Source organism: Flavobacterium sp. CFBP9031 (assembly GCF_034044945.1).
GTDB lineage: Bacteria > Bacteroidota > Bacteroidia > Flavobacteriales > Flavobacteriaceae > Flavobacterium.
Genome location: NZ_JAXCWF010000009.1, coordinates 135,256 through 156,973 on the forward strand (window position 1 = coordinate 135,256; position 21,718 = coordinate 156,973).

General features: G+C 33.9%; 28 protein-coding genes and 1 tRNA gene. 21 read left to right on the top strand and 8 right to left on the bottom strand.

The features are described from left to right. Nucleotides 1–2 precede the first annotated feature (2 nt). The gene (asnS, locus tag SOM12_RS15925; protein WP_095928314.1) at nucleotides 3–1,448 is read left to right on the top strand and encodes an asparagine--tRNA ligase; all 1,446 of its coding nucleotides are present in this window, start codon (nucleotides 3–5) and stop codon (nucleotides 1,446–1,448) included. Between the two features lie 149 nt (nucleotides 1,449–1,597). Next, nucleotides 1,598–3,058 (top strand): RNA polymerase factor sigma-54, encoded by a 1,461-nt coding sequence (gene rpoN / locus SOM12_RS15930; RefSeq protein ID WP_095928315.1) that lies wholly within the window; start codon nucleotides 1,598–1,600, stop codon nucleotides 3,056–3,058. 366 nt (nucleotides 3,059–3,424) lie between these two features. Here the strand turns inward: rpoN and SOM12_RS15935 are convergent, their stop codons facing one another. Next, nucleotides 3,425–3,844, bottom strand: a complete 420-nt coding sequence (locus SOM12_RS15935; RefSeq protein ID WP_320494193.1) for a hypothetical protein — start codon at nucleotides 3,842–3,844, stop codon at nucleotides 3,425–3,427. A 42-nt stretch (nucleotides 3,845–3,886) separates the two neighbouring features. After that, nucleotides 3,887–4,477 (bottom strand): thymidine kinase, encoded by a 591-nt coding sequence (locus SOM12_RS15940; RefSeq protein WP_095928508.1) that lies wholly within the window; start codon nucleotides 4,475–4,477, stop codon nucleotides 3,887–3,889. A 236-nt stretch (nucleotides 4,478–4,713) separates the two neighbouring features. Between SOM12_RS15940 and SOM12_RS15945 the strand changes: the two genes are divergently transcribed. The 10 genes from SOM12_RS15945 (at nucleotide 4,714) to SOM12_RS15990 (ending at nucleotide 13,701) form a co-directional block, all read left to right on the top strand. Next, entirely contained in the window at nucleotides 4,714–5,784 is a 1,071-nt protein-coding gene (locus SOM12_RS15945) for a hypothetical protein (RefSeq protein WP_320494195.1), read from the top strand. A gap of 44 nt (nucleotides 5,785–5,828) precedes the next feature. Beyond that, nucleotides 5,829–6,548 (top strand): 16S rRNA (cytidine(1402)-2'-O)-methyltransferase, encoded by a 720-nt coding sequence (gene rsmI, locus SOM12_RS15950; protein ID WP_250834968.1) that lies wholly within the window; start codon nucleotides 5,829–5,831, stop codon nucleotides 6,546–6,548. Between the two features lie 118 nt (nucleotides 6,549–6,666). Continuing rightward, nucleotides 6,667–7,011, top strand: a complete 345-nt coding sequence (locus SOM12_RS15955) for a HopJ type III effector protein (protein ID WP_213259964.1) — start codon at nucleotides 6,667–6,669, stop codon at nucleotides 7,009–7,011. Between the two features lie 26 nt (nucleotides 7,012–7,037). Then, nucleotides 7,038–7,532: a hypothetical protein gene (locus tag SOM12_RS15960; protein WP_320494199.1), complete on the top strand. Its 495-nt coding sequence runs from the start codon at nucleotides 7,038–7,040 to the stop codon at nucleotides 7,530–7,532. A 15-nt stretch (nucleotides 7,533–7,547) separates the two neighbouring features. Continuing rightward, a complete protein-coding gene (gene recJ, locus SOM12_RS15965; RefSeq protein ID WP_320494200.1) occupies nucleotides 7,548–9,251 on the top strand; it encodes a single-stranded-DNA-specific exonuclease RecJ in 1,704 nt (567 codons plus the stop codon). Next, entirely contained in the window at nucleotides 9,238–10,521 is a 1,284-nt protein-coding gene (locus SOM12_RS15970) for an MFS transporter (protein WP_320494201.1), read from the top strand. The genes recJ and SOM12_RS15970 overlap by 14 nt, the downstream gene beginning before the upstream one ends. Continuing rightward, the gene (locus tag SOM12_RS15975) at nucleotides 10,522–11,436 is read left to right on the top strand and encodes an alpha/beta hydrolase (protein ID WP_320494202.1); all 915 of its coding nucleotides are present in this window, start codon (nucleotides 10,522–10,524) and stop codon (nucleotides 11,434–11,436) included. Between the two features lie 161 nt (nucleotides 11,437–11,597). After that, nucleotides 11,598–11,954, top strand: a complete 357-nt coding sequence (locus tag SOM12_RS15980; RefSeq protein WP_320494203.1) for a hypothetical protein — start codon at nucleotides 11,598–11,600, stop codon at nucleotides 11,952–11,954. 98 nt (nucleotides 11,955–12,052) lie between these two features. Beyond that, complete coding sequence (locus SOM12_RS15985; protein WP_111425144.1) at nucleotides 12,053–12,409, top strand: hypothetical protein; 357 nt, start codon at nucleotides 12,053–12,055, stop codon at nucleotides 12,407–12,409. 83 nt (nucleotides 12,410–12,492) lie between these two features. Continuing rightward, entirely contained in the window at nucleotides 12,493–13,701 is a 1,209-nt protein-coding gene (locus SOM12_RS15990; RefSeq protein ID WP_320494207.1) for a cytochrome c3 family protein, read from the top strand. Here SOM12_RS15990 and SOM12_RS15995 read toward each other — a convergent pair whose 3' ends face one another. The 4 genes from SOM12_RS15995 to SOM12_RS16010 form a co-directional block, all read right to left on the bottom strand. Then, nucleotides 13,702–14,445: a UDP-2,3-diacylglucosamine diphosphatase gene (locus SOM12_RS15995; protein ID WP_095928326.1), complete on the bottom strand. Its 744-nt coding sequence runs from the start codon at nucleotides 14,443–14,445 to the stop codon at nucleotides 13,702–13,704. Nucleotides 14,446–14,537: 92 nt separating this feature from the next. After that, a complete protein-coding gene (locus SOM12_RS16000) occupies nucleotides 14,538–14,990 on the bottom strand; it encodes a 6-carboxytetrahydropterin synthase (protein ID WP_320494209.1) in 453 nt (150 codons plus the stop codon). A gap of 33 nt (nucleotides 14,991–15,023) precedes the next feature. Beyond that, the gene (locus tag SOM12_RS16005; RefSeq protein WP_008465178.1) at nucleotides 15,024–15,200 is read right to left on the bottom strand and encodes a hypothetical protein; all 177 of its coding nucleotides are present in this window, start codon (nucleotides 15,198–15,200) and stop codon (nucleotides 15,024–15,026) included. A 90-nt stretch (nucleotides 15,201–15,290) separates the two neighbouring features. Beyond that, nucleotides 15,291–16,055, bottom strand: a complete 765-nt coding sequence (locus tag SOM12_RS16010) for an enoyl-CoA hydratase/isomerase family protein (RefSeq protein WP_320494212.1) — start codon at nucleotides 16,053–16,055, stop codon at nucleotides 15,291–15,293. A 189-nt stretch (nucleotides 16,056–16,244) separates the two neighbouring features. On the opposite strand from SOM12_RS16010, the gene SOM12_RS16015 reads away from it, so the two are divergent. After that, nucleotides 16,245–16,318 (top strand) — tRNA-Ala (locus SOM12_RS16015). 66 nt (nucleotides 16,319–16,384) lie between these two features. Next, nucleotides 16,385–16,633: a GIY-YIG nuclease family protein gene (locus tag SOM12_RS16020; RefSeq protein ID WP_095928329.1), complete on the top strand. Its 249-nt coding sequence runs from the start codon at nucleotides 16,385–16,387 to the stop codon at nucleotides 16,631–16,633. A 109-nt stretch (nucleotides 16,634–16,742) separates the two neighbouring features. Here SOM12_RS16020 and SOM12_RS16025 read toward each other — a convergent pair whose 3' ends face one another. Beyond that, complete coding sequence (locus tag SOM12_RS16025) at nucleotides 16,743–16,964, bottom strand: hypothetical protein (RefSeq protein WP_320494214.1); 222 nt, start codon at nucleotides 16,962–16,964, stop codon at nucleotides 16,743–16,745. 154 nt (nucleotides 16,965–17,118) lie between these two features. Here SOM12_RS16025 and SOM12_RS16030 point away from each other — a divergent pair, with 154 nt between their 5' ends. From SOM12_RS16030 to SOM12_RS16040, 3 genes are read left to right on the top strand one after another with little or no spacing between them, the layout of a single operon-like run. Next, nucleotides 17,119–17,562 carry a hypothetical protein gene (locus tag SOM12_RS16030; RefSeq protein WP_320494215.1) on the top strand — a complete coding sequence of 148 codons (444 nt, stop codon included), beginning with the start codon at nucleotides 17,119–17,121 and terminating at the stop codon, nucleotides 17,560–17,562. Next, nucleotides 17,559–18,149: a hypothetical protein gene (locus SOM12_RS16035; protein WP_320494216.1), complete on the top strand. Its 591-nt coding sequence runs from the start codon at nucleotides 17,559–17,561 to the stop codon at nucleotides 18,147–18,149. Before SOM12_RS16030 ends, SOM12_RS16035 begins: the two co-directional genes overlap by 4 nt. 28 nt (nucleotides 18,150–18,177) lie before the next feature. Next, on the top strand, nucleotides 18,178–18,609 hold the full coding sequence (locus SOM12_RS16040) for a nuclear transport factor 2 family protein (protein WP_320494217.1): 432 nt from the start codon (nucleotides 18,178–18,180) through the stop codon (nucleotides 18,607–18,609). A gap of 35 nt (nucleotides 18,610–18,644) precedes the next feature. Here SOM12_RS16040 and SOM12_RS16045 read toward each other — a convergent pair whose 3' ends face one another. After that, nucleotides 18,645–18,920 (bottom strand): SymE family type I addiction module toxin, encoded by a 276-nt coding sequence (locus SOM12_RS16045; RefSeq protein ID WP_320494218.1) that lies wholly within the window; start codon nucleotides 18,918–18,920, stop codon nucleotides 18,645–18,647. Nucleotides 18,921–19,255: 335 nt separating this feature from the next. Between SOM12_RS16045 and SOM12_RS16050 the strand changes: the two genes are divergently transcribed. From SOM12_RS16050 to SOM12_RS16060, 4 genes are all read left to right on the top strand, one after another. Continuing rightward, a complete protein-coding gene (locus SOM12_RS16050; protein WP_320494219.1) occupies nucleotides 19,256–20,287 on the top strand; it encodes an oxidoreductase in 1,032 nt (343 codons plus the stop codon). A gap of 35 nt (nucleotides 20,288–20,322) precedes the next feature. Further along, the gene (locus SOM12_RS16055; protein ID WP_320494221.1) at nucleotides 20,323–20,907 is read left to right on the top strand and encodes an SMI1/KNR4 family protein; all 585 of its coding nucleotides are present in this window, start codon (nucleotides 20,323–20,325) and stop codon (nucleotides 20,905–20,907) included. A gap of 198 nt (nucleotides 20,908–21,105) precedes the next feature. Further along, entirely contained in the window at nucleotides 21,106–21,312 is a 207-nt protein-coding gene (locus tag SOM12_RS24150) for a transposase (RefSeq protein ID WP_414655675.1), read from the top strand. Further along, on the top strand, nucleotides 21,309–21,557 hold the full coding sequence (locus SOM12_RS16060; RefSeq protein WP_320494223.1) for a transposase: 249 nt from the start codon (nucleotides 21,309–21,311) through the stop codon (nucleotides 21,555–21,557). Before SOM12_RS24150 ends, SOM12_RS16060 begins: the two co-directional genes overlap by 4 nt. The last annotated feature ends 161 nt before the right edge of the window (nucleotides 21,558–21,718 follow it).

Below are 21,718 nucleotides of genomic sequence, written 5' to 3' on the forward strand. Positions count from 1 at the left end.
AAATGAAACACACAAAAGTTAGAGACTTATTAAACAGTACGACGACGTTACAGGAAGTGAATGCAAAAGGTTGGGTGAGAACTTTTAGAAATAATCAGTTCATCGCTTTAAATGACGGTTCTACCATTAATAATATTCAATGTGTTGTTGATTTTGAAAATACACCAGAAGAAACTTTAAAAAGAATCACTACTGGAGCTGCGGTTTCTGTAATTGGAACTTTGGTTGAAAGTAAAGGTGCTGGTCAGAAATATGAAATTCAGGTGAACAAACTTGAAATCCTTGGAGATTCTGATGCGGAGAAATTCCCAATGCAGCCTAAAAAACACTCTTTAGAATTTTTACGTGAAAACGCTCACTTGCGTGTACGTACAAATGCTTTTGGTGCGATTATGCGTGTGCGTTCGGTATTGTCTTATGCTGTTCACAGCTATTTCCAGCAAAAAGGTTTTGTTTACGTAAACACACCAATCATTACTGGAGCTGATGCTGAAGGTGCTGGAGAAATGTTCCAAGTTACTTCTTTGCCTTTGGATAATCTTCCAAAAAATGAAGAGGGAAACATTGATTTCAAAAAAGATTTCTTCGGAAAACATACCAACTTGACGGTTTCTGGACAATTAGAAGGTGAAACGTTCGCAATGGCTTTGGGTCAGATTTATACTTTTGGACCAACTTTTAGAGCAGAAAATTCAAATACTTCTCGTCACTTGGCAGAATTCTGGATGATCGAACCAGAAGTTGCCTTCAACGACCTTGATGACAACATGGATTTGGCTGAAGATTTTATTCAGTATGTAATTAAATATGCTTTAGATAACTGTAAAGATGATTTAGCATTTTTAGAAGGAAGACTTCTTGAAGAAGAAAAATCTAAACCACAGGCAGAAAGAAGCGAAATGCCTTTATTAGAGAAATTAAACTTTGTTTTAGAAAACAACTTCAAACGTGTTTCTTACACTGAGGCAATTGACATTTTAAGAGATTCAACTCCAAATAAAAAGAAGAAATTCCAATATTTAATCAACGAATGGGGAGCTGATTTACAGTCAGAACACGAGCGTTTCTTGGTTGAAAAACACTTTAAATGTCCAGTAATTTTATACGATTACCCAGCAAACATTAAAGCGTTTTACATGCGTCTAAACGACAACACTGAACCAGGAAGAGAAACAGTTCGTGCTATGGATATCCTTTTCCCTGGAATTGGAGAAATCGTTGGTGGTTCTGAAAGAGAAGAGCGTTACGATGTTTTGGTTGAGAAAATGGAAAAACTTGGAATTGATAAAGAAGAATTATACTGGTATTTAGACACTAGAAGATTCGGATCGGCAACTCACGCAGGTTTTGGTTTAGGTTTTGAGCGTTTGGTATTGTTTGTAACTGGAATGACAAACATTAGAGACGTAATTCCTTTCCCAAGAACTCCTGGAAGCGCGGAGTTTTAATCGATTTAGTTTAAAAAAGTTTCAGGTTTCATGTTTCAAGTTATTTGGAGCGTGAACTAAAATAATAATATTTGTTTCAGGTTTCAAGTTTCAAGTTGCGGCACGTTCTCAACCTGAAACTTGAAACTTGAAACTTTTAACAAAATCAAATGCTAAAGCAATTTTTAAATTTAAAATTATCCCAAAAATTATCTCCACAGCAAATTCAGCTGATGAAGTTAATTCAATTGCCTACGCAAGCTTTTGAACAGCGTTTATTAGAAGAAATGAACGAAAATCCGGCTCTTGAAGCTGGAAAAGAAGACGATTACGAAGCTGATGAATACGCTAATGAAGACTACGACGATTATGATGATGCAGAATCTGACAGAATCGAAGCAGACGACATTAACATTGACGAATATCTAAGCGACGACGATATGCCTGATTACAAAACTCAGGTAAACAATTACAGTGACGACGAAGAACGCGAAACGCCTTTTGCAGCTCCAATTAGTTTTCATCAAGACTTAATCAATCAGTTGAATACTTTTATTTTGAATGATGAAGAGCGCGAAATCGCTGAATTCCTTGTTGGAAGTATTGATGATATGGGTTATATCCGTAGAAGTATTCCGGATATTGTAGACGATATGGCTTTTACTCAGGGAATTTATACTGATGAAGCAATGGTCGAAAAAATGATGACAGTGATTCATGAGCTTGAACCTTCGGGAGTTGGCGCGCGTGATTTACAAGAATGTTTATTGCTTCAGCTAAAACATAAAACTCCAACTGAATATGTTGATTTAGCAATTGACATTATCGAAAATCAGTTTGATGCTTTTACGAAGAAACATTACGATAAATTATTACAGAAATACAGCATTTCTAACGAACAGCTTAAAAAAGCAATTCACGAAATTGAACGTTTGAACCCAAAACCAGGCGGTTCTTTTACCGGAAACAATAAAGTTACAGAAAATATTGTTCCAGATTTTGCCATAAGAATTGTAGATGGCGAATTAGAACTGACCCTAAACGGAAGAAATGCTCCTTCTTTGCACGTTTCTAAAGATTATCAGGAAATGATGCAGACATACAAAGAATCCCGTGATAAATCGACTGCACAGAAAGATGCCGTTCAGTTTATCAAACAAAAACTGGATTCTGCTAAATGGTTTATCGATGCCATCAGACAACGTCAGGAAACTCTTTTTGTAACCATGAATGCCATTATGCATTATCAGGAAGAATATTTCTTAGACGGCGATGAAACGAAACTAAAACCAATGATCTTAAAAGATATTGCAGATATGGTTGGTTTGGATATTTCGACAATTTCGCGTGTGGCGAACAGCAAATATGTAGAAACGCCATATGGAACGAAACTTATTAAAGAATTTTTCTCTGAAGCCATGAAAAATGATCAAGGAGAAGACGTTTCGACTTTAGAAATCAAAAAAATTCTTCAAAACACAATTGAGGAAGAAGATAAGAGAAAACCGCTTCCAGACGATCAACTGGCAGAAATCTTAAAAGAAAAAGGGTATCCGATTGCGAGAAGAACTATTGCAAAATACCGTGAACAGTTGGATATTCCAGTGGCGAGAATGAGAAAGAAGATTTAATTTTTTCTTTTTTACCATATAAGAAATATAAGTTCATTTAAATAGCAAACCCGACAGATTTTTAAAATCTGTCGGGTTTTATTTTTATCAATTAGTTAGAATAAATAATATTCCGTAGGAATATCTCGTCGGTAGAAAAAAATATTTGCGGAATTTAGGTTGTGTCCTGTAGGGAGAATTATTCTAACGATTGAATATTTTGAATCGCAATCAGACGTTCCTACGTAACGTGTATCTGGTGAATCAAATTAAAAACATCTACCAACCAAACATTCCTACGGAATGAATAAATATATTTTTAAAACAACAAACCCAACAGGTTTCAAAAAACCTGTCGGGTTTAACGACATCTACGAAGATGTTAAATTATTTATACTCGTCTGGCAATATTTTTACATCAAACAAAAAAGATCTCTTTTTATCAGAGTAACTATAGACCAAAGTATAATCGTTTTCTCTAAAAACCTGCAGTCCAGGATTTGCTTTCGCAGTGCTTAAAAGACTTTTTCTAATTTCTTCCTGAATTACACCGATCTCTGCAGTTTCTTTAACCACCTTTATCAAGGTTAAATTATATTGAACTGTTCTTTCTTGAGGCAAAGTGACACTGTCTAAACGAATTCCTTCTTGAATATTTAGCGGACAGCTTTTATTGTATTTCACAACTAGTTCTTTAACTTCAGCATTTACTTCATCTTCCTTTTCGCCAAGATAAAATTGAAAATAAGCTACAAAAGCAACTGCAATTCCAATTAATAATAACAATAAACCAGTCGATTTTCTCATATTTTATATTGTTTTGTTAAGGCTTGTACAAGGAAAACAGATCTATTTTTCCTGATTTTTTTTCATGGCGTTAAAATACGCTGCACGGCTAAGTGGCTCATATTCTTCTGTTTCACCCAACATTACCAATTTATCATTAGCCGTTTTTCTAAAACTATAATTTGCTAAGTTACCAGTTCTCGTGCAAACAGCATGAACTTTCGTTACATATTCTGCAGTTGCCATAAGTCCTGGCATTGGTCCAAACGGATTTCCTTTAAAATCCATATCCAATCCAGCCACAATTACACGAATTCCTTGATTTGCCAAATCGTTACAAACGGTAATAATTTCGTCATCAAAAAACTGAGCTTCATCAATACCGATCACATCGCATCCTTGGGCCAAAATTAAAATATTAGCCGCCGCAGGAACTGGCGTAGAACGAATTTCGTTGGCATCATGCGACACAACCATTTCGTCATGATATCGGGTATCAATAGCGGGTTTAAAAATTTCGACTCTTTGTTTGGCAAATTGGGCGCGCTTTAATCTTCGGATCAGCTCTTCGGTTTTACCCGAAAACATTGATCCACAAATAACTTCAATCCAACCAAATTGTTCTTTGTGATTTACTGTATTTTCGAGAAACATTTTGTATTTTTCTACCTTTAAAAATGAATAGTTTTTATTACTTTGTACTGGCAATAAATTGATGTAAAAATGTACTGTTTTACATTTTTTCAAAAGTAGAAAATTTTTATCAAACCTTAAATTCGCGACAGCGTATTAACAGAAATAAAAAATTATCTTTTGAATTTCCTTGAGAATAGAAACATTCAGACATCAAATACACTAAAATACCTTATTCACTATAATTTTCAACAGTTATGAAAAAAAAATTGGAAGCTGATTTAATTAGCATTGCACATCGAATTTTAAAACTTAAAAATAAATCCGATATCAATCAATTGTACCTTGAAACTCAGAAATTATACGAAAAATTAGCGGTATTAAAATTTGTAGAAGAGAATTTCGATGCTGCAAAACCAACAATCGGGCAAAGCGATATTACTTCTGAATTGGAAACTATTTTCGAAAAAGAAGATGCAGTTCCAACAATAATTGAACTTGAAGCTCCTGCTGAAGAAAAAGTTATTGCGCTAGAGGAATCTTATGAACCTGAAATTTCGGAAGAAGAACCAGTAGAAATTACCGAAGCCATTGAATCAGTGGTTGAAGTTGAAGAACCTGTAATTGAAGAAACTGTTGAACCAATTGCTGCCGAAATTGAAGAAGCAGTTATTGAAGAGCCAATTGTCGAAGAAATTGTTGAGCCAATTGCTGAAAAAGTAGAAGAAACTGAAAAACCTATCGATGATCTTTCTTTTACGACTGTTAATGAGTTAAAGCCTATTCCTGATTTCAAACCTGCTTTTGAATTAGAAACCGAGCCGATTAAGGAAGAAATCAAAGAAGAAATCAAAGAAGAAATTAAAGAAGAAATTAAAGAAGAGCCAAAAGCAGAAACTCCTGCACAGCCAACTATTCAATTTGAAGATTTTGGCATTAATTACGCCGATGCACAATTTGTAAAAGTGGAAAGCTTTGAAACTGTTCCGTCAACGCAAGCTCCTTCAATCAGTGATTTTAAGGAACCTAAAAAAGTGGAAACGGCTATACTTGAAACTCCTGCACAGCTAAAATCGGTAAGTTTGAACGAAAAACTGGCAAGAGGTTTTCATATTGATTTGAATGACAGAATTGCTTTTACTAAAAATCTTTTCGGAAACAGCACAGAAGATTACAGCCGTGTTTTAAATCAGCTTTTAACTTTTGATTCCTATGCAGAAGCAAACGAGTTTATCGAAAACATGGTAAAACCAGATTATAACAACTGGGAAGGAAAAGACGATTACGCAGAGCGTTTTATGGGAATTATCGAGAAAAAATTCTCTTAAAGACATTTCGCATCTCACATTTTACATTTCACGAATAAACAATTATGTCAAAATTATATATCGTTCCAACGCCAATTGGCAATCTTGAAGACATGACTTTTAGAGCCATTCGGGTTTTAAAAGAAGTCGATTTGATTTTGGCGGAAGATACCCGTACAAGCGGAAAACTCCTGAAGCATTTTGAAATTGGCACGCACATGCACAGCCATCATATGCACAACGAACACAAAACTACCGAAAACTTAATTGCACGTTTGAAAGCTGGCGAAACTATCGCTTTGATTTCAGACGCTGGAACTCCCGCCATTTCAGATCCTGGGTTTTTATTGACACGCGCTTGCGTAGAAAATAAAATCGAAGTAGAATGTCTTCCTGGAGCAACAGCTTTTGTTCCTGCATTGGTAAACAGCGGACTTCCAAATGATAAATTTGTTTTTGAAGGTTTCCTACCTGATAAAAAAGGACGTCAGACTCGTTTTTTGGCTTTAGCCGAAGAAACTCGAACGATGATCTTATACGTTTCTCCGCATAAACTCGTTAAAACTTTAGCCGAATTTGTACAATATTTTGGAGAAGACCGACAAGTTTGTGTTTCGAGAGAATTATCAAAATTACACGAAGAAAATGTACGCGGAACTGCAAAAGAAGTTTTAGCGCATTTTGAAAAAACAGCACCACGCGGCGAAATTGTAGTTGTCGTTGCTGGAAAAACAATAGAAAAAGAAGCGAAGAAAAGTAAATATTCTAAGGACGAAGAAGAATAAAAAATAATGTTAGTTCAATTCCATTTGTCAGTTCGAGCGGAGTCGAGATGCACGTTTGGTTCTCGACTCCGCTCGATGTGACAAATATGAACCAAAAAATATAAATAAAGAATAAATCATGAGCATTCAAGCCTTTTTAGAAAAAGTAAAACAAACTCCAACACAAATCACATTTCCTGAAACGATTGCAGTAATCGAAGAAAATTACAACTTTACTCCAACCGCTTTTCAAAACGGAACACAACATAATGCAGCTGGCGAAAATTCAGGTTCTTGCAAATTGTTTTCTTTCGCGAAATTGCAGAATCTAAGTAAAGAAGAAACATTAGCGTGTTTTGGAGCATTTTATTTTGAAGAAGTTTTAGGCGATCCAAACGGAACAAATCACCAAAACATTAGAAATTTCATCAATTTAGGTTGGGACGGAATTCAATTTGAAGGAAATGCTTTGGAATTGAAATAAAAATATTTTTAAATTCTTAATTATCTATGAAGGAAAAATTAAAAGAAATTGCGGTTATACTCTTTCTGTTTATAATTGGAATTCCTTTGTTTATATTATTTCTTCCCTTAATTATAGTCTTTTCGGTTTTTGAATTCTTTCAAAAAAAACGGTTCAAAAAAAGATATAGTAATTATTTAGTATCGATTGAAGGAAAGAAATTCTTCTGTTATAATAATCGAAAAAATAATCATCATTATATAGAAAAAAATATTATTCCAAATCTTAAAGATGATATTGAACTGGTTTTTCTTGAAGGTAGAAGCATTAAAAATGAATACAATCGAGAATATATTTCTCATATGCTATTTAATGTTTCCGATCAAAAAGGATTTCCTTATTTAATCAAAATCTGTAACGGAAAAGCAGTGGACGAATCAATAAATAATCAATTTCACAACTTAAAAAGTCAAAATAAAAATCCTGAAGATTTGGTAATCTTAATAAACAATAGCTTCGACAATCTAAAATCAACAATCTAAAATCTAAAATCGACAATGCGTTGGACCTTAAAACCAAAACCTTCTGAAGAAAAAGTCAAACATTTGGCACAAGCCTTAAATGTAGAAGATTTTGTAGCAACGCTTTTGATTCAGCGTGGCATTGAAACTTTTGATGAGGCGAAGAATTTCTTTCGTCCTTCTTTAGAACATTTACATGATCCGTATTTGATGAAGGATATGGATAAAGCTGTTGCCCGAATTGAACAAGCCATTCAGAACGAAGAAAACATCTTAGTTTTTGGCGATTACGACGTTGACGGAACAACAGCCGTTTCTTTGGTTTCTTCGTATCTAAAATCGCATTATCCCAACATTGCCACTTACATTCCCGATCGCTATGCCGAAGGTTATGGCGTTTCTTATAAAGGAATTGATTACGCAGATGACAATGGAATTTCTTTAATTATCGCTCTAGACTGCGGAATCAAATCGATTGATCATATCGCCTACGCGAAAGCAAAAAACATTGACTTTATTGTTTGCGATCACCACCGCCCCGGAGAATTTCTTCCAGATGCCATTGCTGTTCTAGATCCAAAAAGAGAAGACTGTTCTTATCCTTACGATGAATTGTGCGGTTGCGGAGTTGGTTTTAAATTGATTCAGGCTTTAGGACAAAATCGAAATGAAACGATTGAAGATTTAGTTCCTTATCTAGATTTAGTAGCTACAGCAATTGCTGCAGATATTGTTCCTATTACGGGAGAAAATCGTGTTTTAGCACATTTCGGATTGAAAGTTATTAATAGCGAACCAAGACCCGGAATTAAAGCTTTAACACATCAGGTAAAAAAGAAAGTTCTCGATATTACCGATGTTGTTTTTATTATTTCACCAAGAATTAACGCTGCCGGAAGAATCAAACACGGAAATCACGCTGTTGAATTGTTAACTGAATTCAATTTTGAACAAGCACAACAATTTGCTTCGGAAATTGAGCAATACAACGCAGATCGAAAAGATTTAGATAAAAAAATCACCAAAGAAGCTTTTCAGCAGATTATAGAAAACAACGAAGAAAAACGTTTTTCAACAGTCGTTTTTCAAGAAGACTGGCACAAAGGCGTAATCGGAATTGTAGCTTCAAGATTGATTGAAACGTATTATCGCCCGACGTTGGTTTTTACTAAAAGCGGCGACAAATATGCAGCCTCTGCCCGATCTGTAAAAGGTTTTGATGTTTATAATGCTTTAGACGCCTGCGCCGAACATCTGGAACAATTTGGAGGCCACATGTACGCTGCAGGAATGACTTTAAAAGCAGAAAACTATCAAACTTTTAAAGATGCTTTTGAAAAACAGGTTTCTGAAACTATTTTACCCGAAATGCTTACTCCAGAAATTGAGATCGATGCCGAAATCAATTTCTCCGATATAACACCCAAATTAATTCGAATTCTAAAACAATTCGAACCTTTCGGCCCTCAGAATATGACGCCTGTTTTTATGACTGAAAATGCTTTTGATACAGGTTACGCTAAAACTTTAGGTGCAGAAGAAGAACATTTAAGGCTTTTTGCCAAACAAAACAACTCAGACGGAATCGCCGCAATTGGTTTCGGATTAGGAAAAAAACTAAATATTGTAAAAAATCAAAATCCGTTTCAGTTGGCATATTGCATTGCCGAAAACGAATGGAACGGAACTGTTTCAACACAGCTTATGCTGAAAGACATTAGAACAAATGGAAGAAATTAAATCCAACAAACCCGATCCTTATCAGGCGCTTCGATATAAAGAATTCAACGTATTTTTATTATTGCGTTTTGCAATGGTTTTTGCCTGGTCTATGCAATTTATTGTTATTGAATGGGAAGTGTATAGTTTAACCAAAAACCCGCTTTCTTTAGGAATTATTGGTTTAATGGAAATTATTCCTGCCGTTTCAATGTCTTTGTTTGCAGGACACATTGTTGACCAAAGAGAAAAGAAAGGCTTATTGGTGAAGTGTATTTTAGGATTTTCAGTAATTAGTTTTGGACTTTTCTTATTGACTTGGCCAAAAGTTGTTGGAGGCTGGTCTACACATGTTATTTTGTATTCGATTTACGCTTTAGTATTTTTTGGCGGAATCGTTCGTTCTTTTATGGGACCAACAATTTTCTCTCTTCTTTCATTAATCATTCCTAAAAAAGTATATCCAAATGCGGCAACTTGGAGTAGTTCGGTTTGGCAGATTGGAGCCGTTATGGGACCTGCACTAGCGGGATTCTCTATCAATTGGATTGGTGTTCACTGGTCCATGTGTTTGGTTTTTGGATTTTCAATTCTATCATTAATCGCCTTATCGCAAATCAGTCAAAAACCTATTGTAAACCCAAAAATGGGAGAATCTATAAAAGATAGTCTTATGGAAGGCTTGACATTTGTATTCAGAAACAAAATTGTTCTTGGCGCATTATCACTCGATATGATTGCGGTCCTTTTTGGAGGTGCCGTTGCATTATTGCCTGTGTTTGCACAAGACATCTTGAAAGTGGGTTCTGAAGGTTTCGGAATTTTAAGAGCCGCTCCTGCTGTAGGTGCTTTTATCACGATGCTTATTTCGGCTTATGTGCCGTTGTATGAAAATGCAGGAAAAAAACTTTTAATTGCCATTTTTGTTTTTGGTTTATCCATCATCTTGTTTGGATTATCGACTTATTTCTGGCTTTCTGTTTTCGCTTTATTTTTAAGCGGATTGGCTGATGGAATTTCAGTGGTAATCCGTCAGACTATTCTACAGCTTAAAACTCCAGATCACATGCGCGGACGTGTGGGTGCCGTAAACTCGATTTTTGTTGGATCTTCAAATGAATTAGGTGCTTTTGAAAGTGGTGCAACTGCCAAATTGATGGGGGCAGTTACCTCTGTTGTTTTTGGAGGAAGTGTTACACTCTTAACTGTAGTTTTTACTGCATTGAAATCACCTACATTTAGAAATTTAGATTTGAAAAAAGATATGGATGAACACCATAAATTGGAGTAAATGAAATCCTTTTTAGTCTCTTTCTTTTTAATCTTTTCCCTTTTCTCCAAAGGGCAAAATCTTTATATCAAAACCTACGGAAACGAAAAGAATAAAACCATCATTTTTATTCATGGAGGGCCAAGTGGCAATGCTACTTTATTTGAAGGAACAACAGCTCAAAAACTGGCCGATCAAGGTTTTTATGTTATTGCTTACGATCGAAGAGGCGAAGGAAGATCTGCAGACCCAAATGCGAAATTCACGTACGAAGAAGCTTTTCAGGATTTAAATTCGATTTATAAAAAATACCATTTAAAAAAAGCAATTCTTTTAGGACATAGTTTTGGCGGTTTAGTTGCAACACTTTATACCAATAAATACCCTAAAAATGTAAGCGCTTTGGTTTTGGCTGGCGCTTTATTTTCTCAACAGGAAACCTACGATCACATATTAAATACGCTGAAGAAAAAATACAGCAACGATTCTGAACAATTAAAGCGAATCGATGTTGTAGAAAACTTAGATAAAAATTCAGCCGAATATAGAAAAGGATGTTTTGAACTTGCTGGTGAAAATGGCTTTTTTAAAATGCCAAATCCGACAGCAGAATCTAAAAAGCTTTATTCTGATTATGAAGCTGGAGAATTTTATAAAACGAATATTCGAAATAAAAATGCTCCACTTCTTTTTTATCAAAATGAAAAACAAAATAACATCGATACGCGCGCGATTTTAAAGAAAATCAAATCTGCTGGAGTTCCTATTTATGGAATCTATGGAAAAGATGACGGTATTTTTTCATCGGCACAAATTAATTCTCTTAAGGCAATTACTGGAGAAAATCACTTTGCTTTCCTTAATAATTGCTCGCATTATTTATTTGTTGACCAACAGGCAGCATTTATTTCTAAGCTAAAAAATTGGCTGAAATAATCTTATTATGAGATAGGATTTCATAAAAAAGAAAAACCACAAACACTACATAAATAACTAAAAATCAAATAGTCATATTGGTTTTTTAGCTTTTTTTTATGCTTTTCTTAGTCAAGTATTAATACAAAGAGTGCGTATCTTTGTGGCCTAAAAAAATTGCCATGAAAGATATCGAACAGATATACCGAAACGATTTTGGAATTTCATTTTATTGGAAAGAAGGCAACGAAATTATATCAGATAAAATCCAACTGCTTTTTAAACAAATGGGATTTTATTTTTCGGTTCAAGAATTAAATGAATTTCACAATTTAATTGAAGACTGCGTAACAGACCATAATGATTATGATACACGTGGTGTAGAACGCGCCTTCGATAAATTTTTATTGAAGACTCCTTATGTTGCGTTGGATTTAGAAATATCTCCAATTGAATTAAATTCTATAAAAGACTTAGTTGATGGTTCTTTATTTCGACTTAATCTTAATAAATACATTTACGGTTCGGGTATGAACTAAAGTTTTCTCAACAAATATTCTTTTTCAAACTTTTATGATTTTTTTATTTAGAATTAATATAAATAATATTTATATTTGTTGAAATAAAAGGATTTACGATGAGAGAAATTGAGCAGATATATCATAACAACTTTGGAATAGCTTTTTACTGGAAAGATCACAATACTACGATTTCCGACAAAGTGCAATTGGTTTTTAAAGAAACTGGCTTTTATTTTACAGTTCAGGAATTAAATCATTTTTGCGATTTGATTGAAGATAGCATGATAGAAAATGCTTGTTGCGAAGCATGCGAAATGAAATATTCTTGTCATAAGTTTTTATTGAAAACACCTTGCAATTCTATAGATTTAGCTGTAAACATGACCGAATTAAAATCGATTAAAGATTTGGTTGAAGGTTCTTTGTTCAAAATCGAATTAGATGAATATGTCTACGGAGTTGGCATGAATTAAGAAGCATTCTAAATATTTTAACAGCATTTTTTCATTATTGAAATATATTTTGATTCAATTCAAAAAAAAGTATATTTACAGCAATGAAAAAAGCTGTATTTCGACTAACTCTAATACTTCTGGCAATTCTCATTGTCGGTTGCAATAACAAATCTGAAGAATATATTGATCCGCGCGGAACCGATTATGCGGGTTCAGAAAGCTGTATACAATGTCATAAAGTAGAATCTGAAATGGCATTCAAAAGTTCGCACTTTAAAGCAACCTCTCCAGCTATTTTAGGAAACGTTTCAGGCGATTTCGATTCTAAAAATCACACCTTCATTTACGATAAAGACACCAAACTAGTCATGGAAAAACGTGGCGACAGTTTGTACCAAGTTGTTTATAAAAACGGTAAAGAAACGGCTAAATATAAATTCGAAATTGTATTTGGAACCAAACACGCGCAGACTTCTGTTTACTGGAAAGACAATAATACGTATGAGCTGCCAGTTTCTTTTTATCATTCTATAAACAATTGGGCAACAAGTCCAGGTTTTCCTGCAGACAAACCGTATTTTGACCGTATGGTAGTAAAAGATTGCTATTCATGTCACGCCTCAAATGCCAGCAGTCGAAGCGTGAATCAAAATTCTGAAGAAAGAAATATGATGTCTATGGATGTTGAAGATATCATCAGAAAAGAAACAATTGTTTACGGAATTGACTGTGAACGCTGCCATGGTCCTGCGAAAAAGCATGTTGAATTTCATCTAAAAAACCCAAACGTAAAAGTTGCCAATAGTATTACGAGTTTTAAAACTCTAAACAGACAGCAAAAGTTAGATGCGTGCGCATTATGCCATGCCGGAAATGACGGAATGAAACTAAAATCTCGTTTTGAGTTTAAACCTGGAGATAATTTATCAGAATACTTTCGTGAGACTAAAAGCATTAATGACACAGCAAATTTTGATGTTCATGGCAATCAATATCGATTGATGGCGCAGAGTAAATGTTTTATAAAAAGTGATAAAATGGATTGCATTACCTGCCATAATCCGCATGAAAATGCTTCTAAAAACTTGGCTTCCTACTCTAAAATCTGTATGAGCTGTCATCAAGGCTTAAAGCACAAAGAAAGTACTTTAAAAACAATGCCAGAGAAATTATTAGCGAGCAATTGTGTAGAATGCCACATGCCGAAAAAAGCATCTGGAGCAATTAAATTTCAGCTTTCAAACAGCAAACAGCTTTCAGAATATATTTTACGAACACATAAAATCGGAATTTATCCGAATAAGAAGTAATTATTTTTCGAATTTTTTAAGCTCGAATTTTTCGCCGTCAAAAACACCGTAAGTAAAATACCCGATCCAATCGCCAAGATTAACATATTCGGAGTTTTCTCCAACTGGAATAATCATGGGTAAATGGCGGTGTCCGAAAATGAAATAATTATAATGTTTGGTTTCTAGTTTTCGTTTGGCATACAAAACCAGCCATTCGTTTTCTTCTCCTAAAAACTTCACGTCTTCGTCACCAGAAATAAGTTTATTTTTGACCGACAAGTATTGCGCCAAACTTACGCCAACATCTGGATGCAACCAACGGAAAAGCCATTTTGAAAACGGATTCGTAAATACCTTTTTCATTCTTTTATAACCTTTATCACCAGGACCTTTTCCGTCTCCATGACCAATTAAAAAGGTTTTTCCGTTAAAGGTAAATTCTTTATTATCGTGATAAACCGGAATATTCAATTCGGTTTCAAAATAATCATTCATCCAAAGGTCATGATTACCGACAAAAAAATAAATCGGAATGCCGCTGTCGCGAATTTCAGCCAGTTTGCCCAAAATTCGAACAAAACCTTTTGGAACAACTGTTTTATATTCAAACCAAAAATCAAATAAATCTCCCAATAGAAAAATTGCTTCTGCATCTTCTTTAACCTCATCAAGCCAAGCCACGAATTTCTTTTCACGCGGCAAACTCAATTCTGGGGTTGGCGCACCAAAATGCTGATCTGAAGCAAAATATATTTTTTTCATTTAGAGTTTTAGATTACTAGACTTCTTAGAATTTTAGACTTTTGTCTCTCTGAGCGAAGTCGAAGAGTTTGGAATTTAAAAAAATTGGAGTTTTAGATATTATCCGATGCGTACCATTCTGCAAAAGACGATTCTGTTTCCTGAAGTTTTAATGAGAAAAGAGAAATTCCTTCTGGAAGTCTTGCCACGATTCTCTCTGCAAAATCGACCACCATATTTTCGCTTGTTGGCTGATAATCTACCAAAATAACGTGATGTCCACGGTTTTTCAATTCATTTGCCAATTCGATATGTGGAGTTGTCTGATTAAAAACAGTTGCATGATCAAATTGATCGACGATTTCTTCTTTTACAATTTTCTTTAGATCAGAAAAGTCAATCACCATTCCGTACTTCACATTCGATCGATCTGTAATTGGCGAACCAATAACGGTTACCGATAATTTATAACTGTGTCCGTGAACGTTCTTGCATTTTCCGTCGTAACCGTACAAAGCGTGACCGGTTTCGAAACTAAATTGTTTTGTAATTCTGATATTACTCATCGATTTTTAATTTTAAGCTTGCAAATTTACAAATTAATTGCCGTTTTTAGCTCTTTTTTTAGCACGAGTATACATCCACAAAGCAATTCCGCCCAAAACTAGAAACGGAATGAAAGATCCAATGACAACGCCAATTTGATAACCGCTGTCTGGAGCATCTTTAATTTTCTCTGCAATGTCAACTTTTTGCATTAACGAAATAATAGTCATGTTCAATAATTTATATAGTGAAAATTTGATTTTAAAATATTTTTCAAAGCTATGCCCCTATTTTTCTAAAATCAATGACTTATATCATACCTATTTTTTAAACTGCAACAAAGCGTTTTTAGTAAAATCAGACAAAACGAGTTTACCTGTAATGGCAGCACGTTCAAACAAAAGAGATTCCCATTGTTCTGTTCCTTCCCAAATAATCTTTTTCATTTCGTACAAAGCTTCAGGATTATATGAACTTAGCTTTTTCGCAAAACTTTCTACCTCAGCATCCAAATTTTCGGGTTCGCTCAAAACCGAAAAAAGTCCTTTTTCAAAAGCCCAATCTGCCGATTTCCATTCATGAGCTGCTAATGTCATTTGTGTCATTGCTGTTTTTCCTATTTTTCTAGAAACCGCTGGTTCAATTACAAATGGTCCAATTCCGATTGCTAATTCTGATAGTTTAATATCACTTTGAAAAGTTGCAAATACATAATCGCAGGCCGAAATAATTCCGACACCGCCTCCAACAGCTTTTCCTTGTACGCGTCCAATTATAATTTTGTTGCAATTTCGCATCGCATTCAGCAAATGAGCAAAACCTGAAAAGAATTCAATTCCTTGTTCTTCATTTTCAACTTTTAAAAGTTCATCAAAAGAAGCTCCTGAACAAAACGTTTTTTCTCCTTCGCTTTTTAAAATAATAACCGAAACTTCTTCATTTCGACTTAAAGAATTAATTTCAGCTGTAAGTCTATTTAATAATTCACGCGGAAAAGAATTACTTGCAGGATGACCAAATTGCACAGTTGCAATATTATTTTGAAAAGAAGTTTCTAAGCTTCCATTTGTATTTTCTAGGCTCATAAAAATTACATTTAAAGGTAAAGTTACGCTTTTGAAAAATAATTCTTTTGAAACTTCTGGAAATTTGTTTTTTGAGAATTAATTGACTTTATTTGTTAGCACTTTGGGGGATTAGCTCATTTGGCTAGAATATCCCCATTAGGAATCGGGAGGGTGACAGTTCAAATCTAGTATTCTTCACAAATAAACGGGGGATTAGCTCATTTGGCTAGAGTACTTGCCTGGCAGGCAAGGGGTGACCGGTTCGAATCCGGTATTCTCCACAAATAATTTAAAAATACCCAAGCAGATACTGATTCTGTTTGGGTATTTTTTTTAGTACACATTTTATGTTTTATATCTACATCATATATTCAAAAACCTTAGACAAATACTATGTTGGTTCCTGCCAAAATATTGAACAGCGTTTAAAAGATCATTTAAATAGCAGAAGTAAATTCACAAAAGTTGTCAAAGATTGGGTATTAAAATATTCAGAAACATTTGCTACCAGAAGTGAAGCTTATCAAAGAGAATTACAAATAAAAAAAATGAAAAGTCGGAAATACATTGAAACCCTAATAGAAACAAAAGGCTAGAGTATCCCGATGCATCGGGAAGGTGACCGGTTCGAATCCGGTATTCTCCACAAATAAAAACCCCTTGTAAATTTAATTTTACAAGGGGTTCATTTTTAGATTTTCTAATTTATTTCTCATTCGCAGCATCATCTGCATCAACTCTATCTTTCTCAGCTTTTTTAAAATCGTTGTTCAGCAAATTTTCCAATTTCTTTTTCTCCCACTGATTTTTTCTGATTGTTAGCACAACAAGAATAACTACCAATATTGCTACAATCGCTATTATGTTCCAATTGACATCCATAATTAAATTTTTAATTAAAAGTAAATAATTAAAAATATCTTTCATGTTATCAAACAGTTAAGTGTTTTATTTTTTAATAGAACCTATTTTGATGCAATTATATTCTTTGAAAGATATTTCTTTAAAAAACTGTTTTCTATTTTTGCATGAGACAAAATTCAAAACACGCTATTTTTAATAGTTTATCAAACATTTCCAAATGGAGCAAACCTTAAAACACAAAATATTCTCATTCATAAAGAAACCTCTTATAATTGCAGTTTTACTTTTCGTTTTTACTTTAATTGAAATATATTGGGCAATGGGAAGCTTTTCTGATAAAATATCAAGTGGCTGTTTAGATTGTTCTTTTTTTGACGATGCTTATTTAATGACTTTATTTTCTACTGTTTTCTTATCCATAGTTTTTCTGGCTCTTTCATTTATTAAAAACAGTAATCTAAAAATTATACTTCAATTACTAATCTTAATTACTGTTTGGTTTTTCTGGAATTACACCATTTTTGTAGATCGAGAATCTGCTTGGAGCACTTATCTATTTAAAGAAGAAATAAGGTATACTTTTAAATTTTCCTTCCTTCCTATTTCAATTTTATCTATTGTTACAGTATTTACTTTAAACTATATCTCAAGAAAATTATGAGTTCTGGCAAAAAAATACTTTTACGAATCTATTTCATTATCTGGGCACTTTTTTTGCTGGACTGCCTTTTATATTACTTTAAAGAAATTAGTCTTCGCGGTTATTATAGCGATGTAGTTTTATCATGGCTCTGGCTGATAAGCAACTTTGTAATAATTATTGTTTTTTGGAAAAAACTCTTGGCAAAACTTCTTTTGGCAGCAATAATTGTAACATTTGCTATTAGCATTATTGCTATGATGCTTCCTTTTTTCGCCTTATTGCTTTCAAGCACATCTTTAGGTTTGTATCAAAATAAAGATCTAAATGAAAATTACAGAGCGCAAATTGTGGGTTACAGTGCGATGGGCCATCCGTGGCTGGAAGTAATTGAGAAGAAAGGATTATTCGAAAAACGAATTATCAAATGCACCGACTCTCAACTTATGAATGATAATTTGAACATCAAAATCAGAACGGCAAAAGATATCATTTTTAGAAGTGAAAATACCACGACAATAACGCTCACTTTATTTTACGGAGGACCAAACAAAACCGTTACTTTTGATAAAAACACAGGAAAAATTACTGCAGTAAAAAACAATTAATTTTATAATTACTTAAAAAACTAACTATATGCGTCACTTAAAATTTCTATTTCTTGCATTTTTGCTAATACTTTCTTTTAAAGGCATTTGCCAAGACAAAATTTCACAACAAGTACTCGAACGTTTAAAAGCACAGCAAACCTCTTGGAACAATGGCGATCTCGAAGGTTACCTCGACTTTTATGCTCCCGTAGATTCTGTTCGAATGATTTACAGTGCTGGTGTGGTATACGGAAAAAACAATATTGCCGATTTCTTCAAAAAACACTGGCCGAAAGAGAGAATGGGGAAATTAACTATGACCGATTTTGTTGTTGAACCACTTTCTAAAAAAGATGCTTTTGTAAGCGCAAAATTTAATGTCGAAGCTCCAAATGGCAAAAACAGTTCTGGTAACTTTTCAGGAATAATGCGAAAAATAAATGGCGTTTGGTACTTGTATGTTGACCATTCTGGATAAAATAATAAAGCCGCTCAGTTGAGCGGCTTTATTATTTATTCTTTTTGCATGGGCTGTATAATCAGTTTTCCTTTCATTACTGTTACCGCAACAGGTTCATCTATTAAAAATCCAGCTTCTTTGAGCCAATTACCGCACAAACGTATCTGCGGTACAATTACAGGCTGAGTTTTATACATGCCTATAGAGCGCGAAAGCCTATAAAATGCATAAGTTTTCATTCGCCTAATTGATAATACTTTTGAGGTTTTTTCGATTTTAGAAGTTGTAGTTCCTACCTCTTTACTGCTTGTTTTTTCTGTGTAAGTCATTTCAGAAATTTTTTAGCCGGCCAAAAAAATACGGTTTCAGCCTTTCCCGTTGACTTACACCTTTAGAGGGCAGTGGGCGCATTAACGCACCACACGGGGGTACCGAAACCGCGTATTTATTAGGGCAGATAAAAAATCCGCCTTATTGTGGCAAAGTAATCGCCCTATAAAAGATGTAAGTCGCAACAAATGTAACGAAAAAGCTTCCTTTTATTTGTAAGAAAAAAGATAAAAATAAGTTTTAAAACTTATCCAAGCGTTAAACTTTTGATTTTCAAATTCAAACAAATTAAAGTACTTTCGTACATAGCGAAATCCAAAATCAAATTTAAATAATGACAACAAGATCGTTTTTTTTATCAACCACTTTTTTAATTCTATTATCTGCCTGCAATAAAAAAGAAAATACCACAACAACTGCACTTCCTGAAGTGACAGAACACGCAGAAACTGAAACCGATACTCTTCAAACCGAAGATGCTACAAGAAAAGAAAGCATCAATTTATTTACAATTACTCCAAAAGACAGCAGCGATGTTGCTTTTGTTTCTCTTTCGGATATTTATCCTGTAAACGACGAAAAAGATACTCTTGCTTTACCAAACATCCAAAAAATAGGAAAGTACAATGCTGTGTATTTCACTTTTGATAAAAACTACAGAAAAAGATTTTTGTCTAAAACAAACATATCAGAAACCGATTCTGTTTTCATAATCGATTATGCTAAAAACAAACACGTTTCTTTTGCTGTAAAAAACCTAAAAACTGCCGCAATGTTAAATGGTTATTCTTCTGAAGAAGATTGGCCCTACCAAAATTATGATTTTATGATTGGGTTTGAAATCAGCAAAAAATATTTAAGCGGATTCAGCGAGTATTATAGAGATGCTTTGGTATATGTAGGTAAAGAAAATCCGTTTTCGAAGGAACGTTTGAAGCCTATTACCTGGAAAACAATTGCAAAAAAGGATTATCCAAACAAAGCATTGAAAAACAACGACCGTACTTTGCTAAAGAACACAGTAACAGGCAATACGTATTTTTACAAAACAGAAAGCTATGAGTATTTTTTACAGGACTACCTAGATAGTAATAAAATAATTTATGGCAGACGTCTTTTGGTTGTTTATTCTAAAACGAAAAATATTATAATCGAAAAACTTTTCAGCCAAAGCGAAGGCACATCTCCTGCTCCACTAAATTATGAAAATGGAGAAGATTCTATTGACCAATGGACAGGGAAACTTTTTAAAAATAAACCTGAAGTTGTTTTTGGTTTCGAATATATGTCTTTTGGTTGCCCAAATATTTCAATTATTGACAAATCTAATGAGGAGATTTTTCTGCAATGCGATAATCGTCATTAATAATCATTTGCAACAACATCAATTCTAAGACAACCATGGAACAAATAAAAACACGCATCGCCGAGTGTGAACTTGAATACGATGAAATAAAAGAGTCGTCTCCAGCTTCAGACGAAGAAATACAAGAATTGACTTCTTATTTTTCTCTGCCTTTACCCGAAGAATTAATAAACTTTTATAAAACCATTGGCGGTATCGAATCTGATGAAATTTTTTGTATTTCTTCTGCTGAAAATCTAACCCGATACATGAAGCAAAGAGCCGATTTTGCCCATAATTCTACAGGTATTATCGATATGATTATTGCTTATTGGGGAAATGACAGACCAGAACTTCAGAAATACAAATTGCTTACTCCAGAAGAAACTGAAAAAATAAATTCAAACTTTCAATGTATTGGCTGGATGACATCTGAAGAAGATATAGAGGAGAGCAGCGAATATGTTATTTTTGATCGAAACGGAAACTTTACCAACATTTATTGTGATCAGGATAATATTAAAGCTACTACAGATCAATTACTGGATTTTTTAGAATCTGGTCTTCCCGAAAGATCTCTGGAAAATGTTTTGGAAGAATTATTTGAACGTGCCGAAGGAAATTTGAGCCGTTGGGATTAAAAGCCAATCTATTCATTATAACAAAAAGCCATTTCTGGAAACAGAAGTGGCTTTTTGTTCTAGTTTACATTATGCCCTATTGTGTCATAAATAAAACTTTTAAGATCCAAATTCTATATTTAGGCATCCAATATTTGCATTTCAAATCATCACCTTTCTGCTTAAAATTCATCAAATGTAATTACAAAAGAGAAAAACATGCCACAATCATTATACAAAGTATATGTGCATCTAGTCTTTAGCACAAAAAAGCGTTATCCATTTATTGATGACAATCTGAAAGAAAAATTATGGGCCTATCTTGGAGGGATTTGCAAAGGTTTGGAATGCAACCCTATTCAAATAGGAGGACATGATGACCATGTTCATATTTTATGTCTGCTGTCTAAAAAATTACGCAAATGAAATTGGTTGAAGAAGTAAAAAAACAATCATCAAAATGGGTAAAAACAGTAGATTCGCGTTATGCAAACTTTTACTGGCAGGACGGTTATGGTATTTTTTCTGTTAATCCTTCTCAATTAGATATAGTGATAAAGTACATTAAAAACCAAGAAGAACATCATAGAAAAAAGACATTCAAAAAAGAACTTTTAGCCTTTCTAAACAAATATAATGTTGAATATGACGAACGTTATCTTTGGGATTAGACTTTCGCCCTTTCAGGGCTAACTCTCTATATTCATATCAGGTTGGGTTGGGCCTATTGTTAATAGTTAATAGCGCGTTGCGCTATTCTATTGGTTTCGCTCTTTCAGAGCTATTTTTAGTTATAGGCTGAAAGCCTAAAAGACATCAAAATAGTGCAACG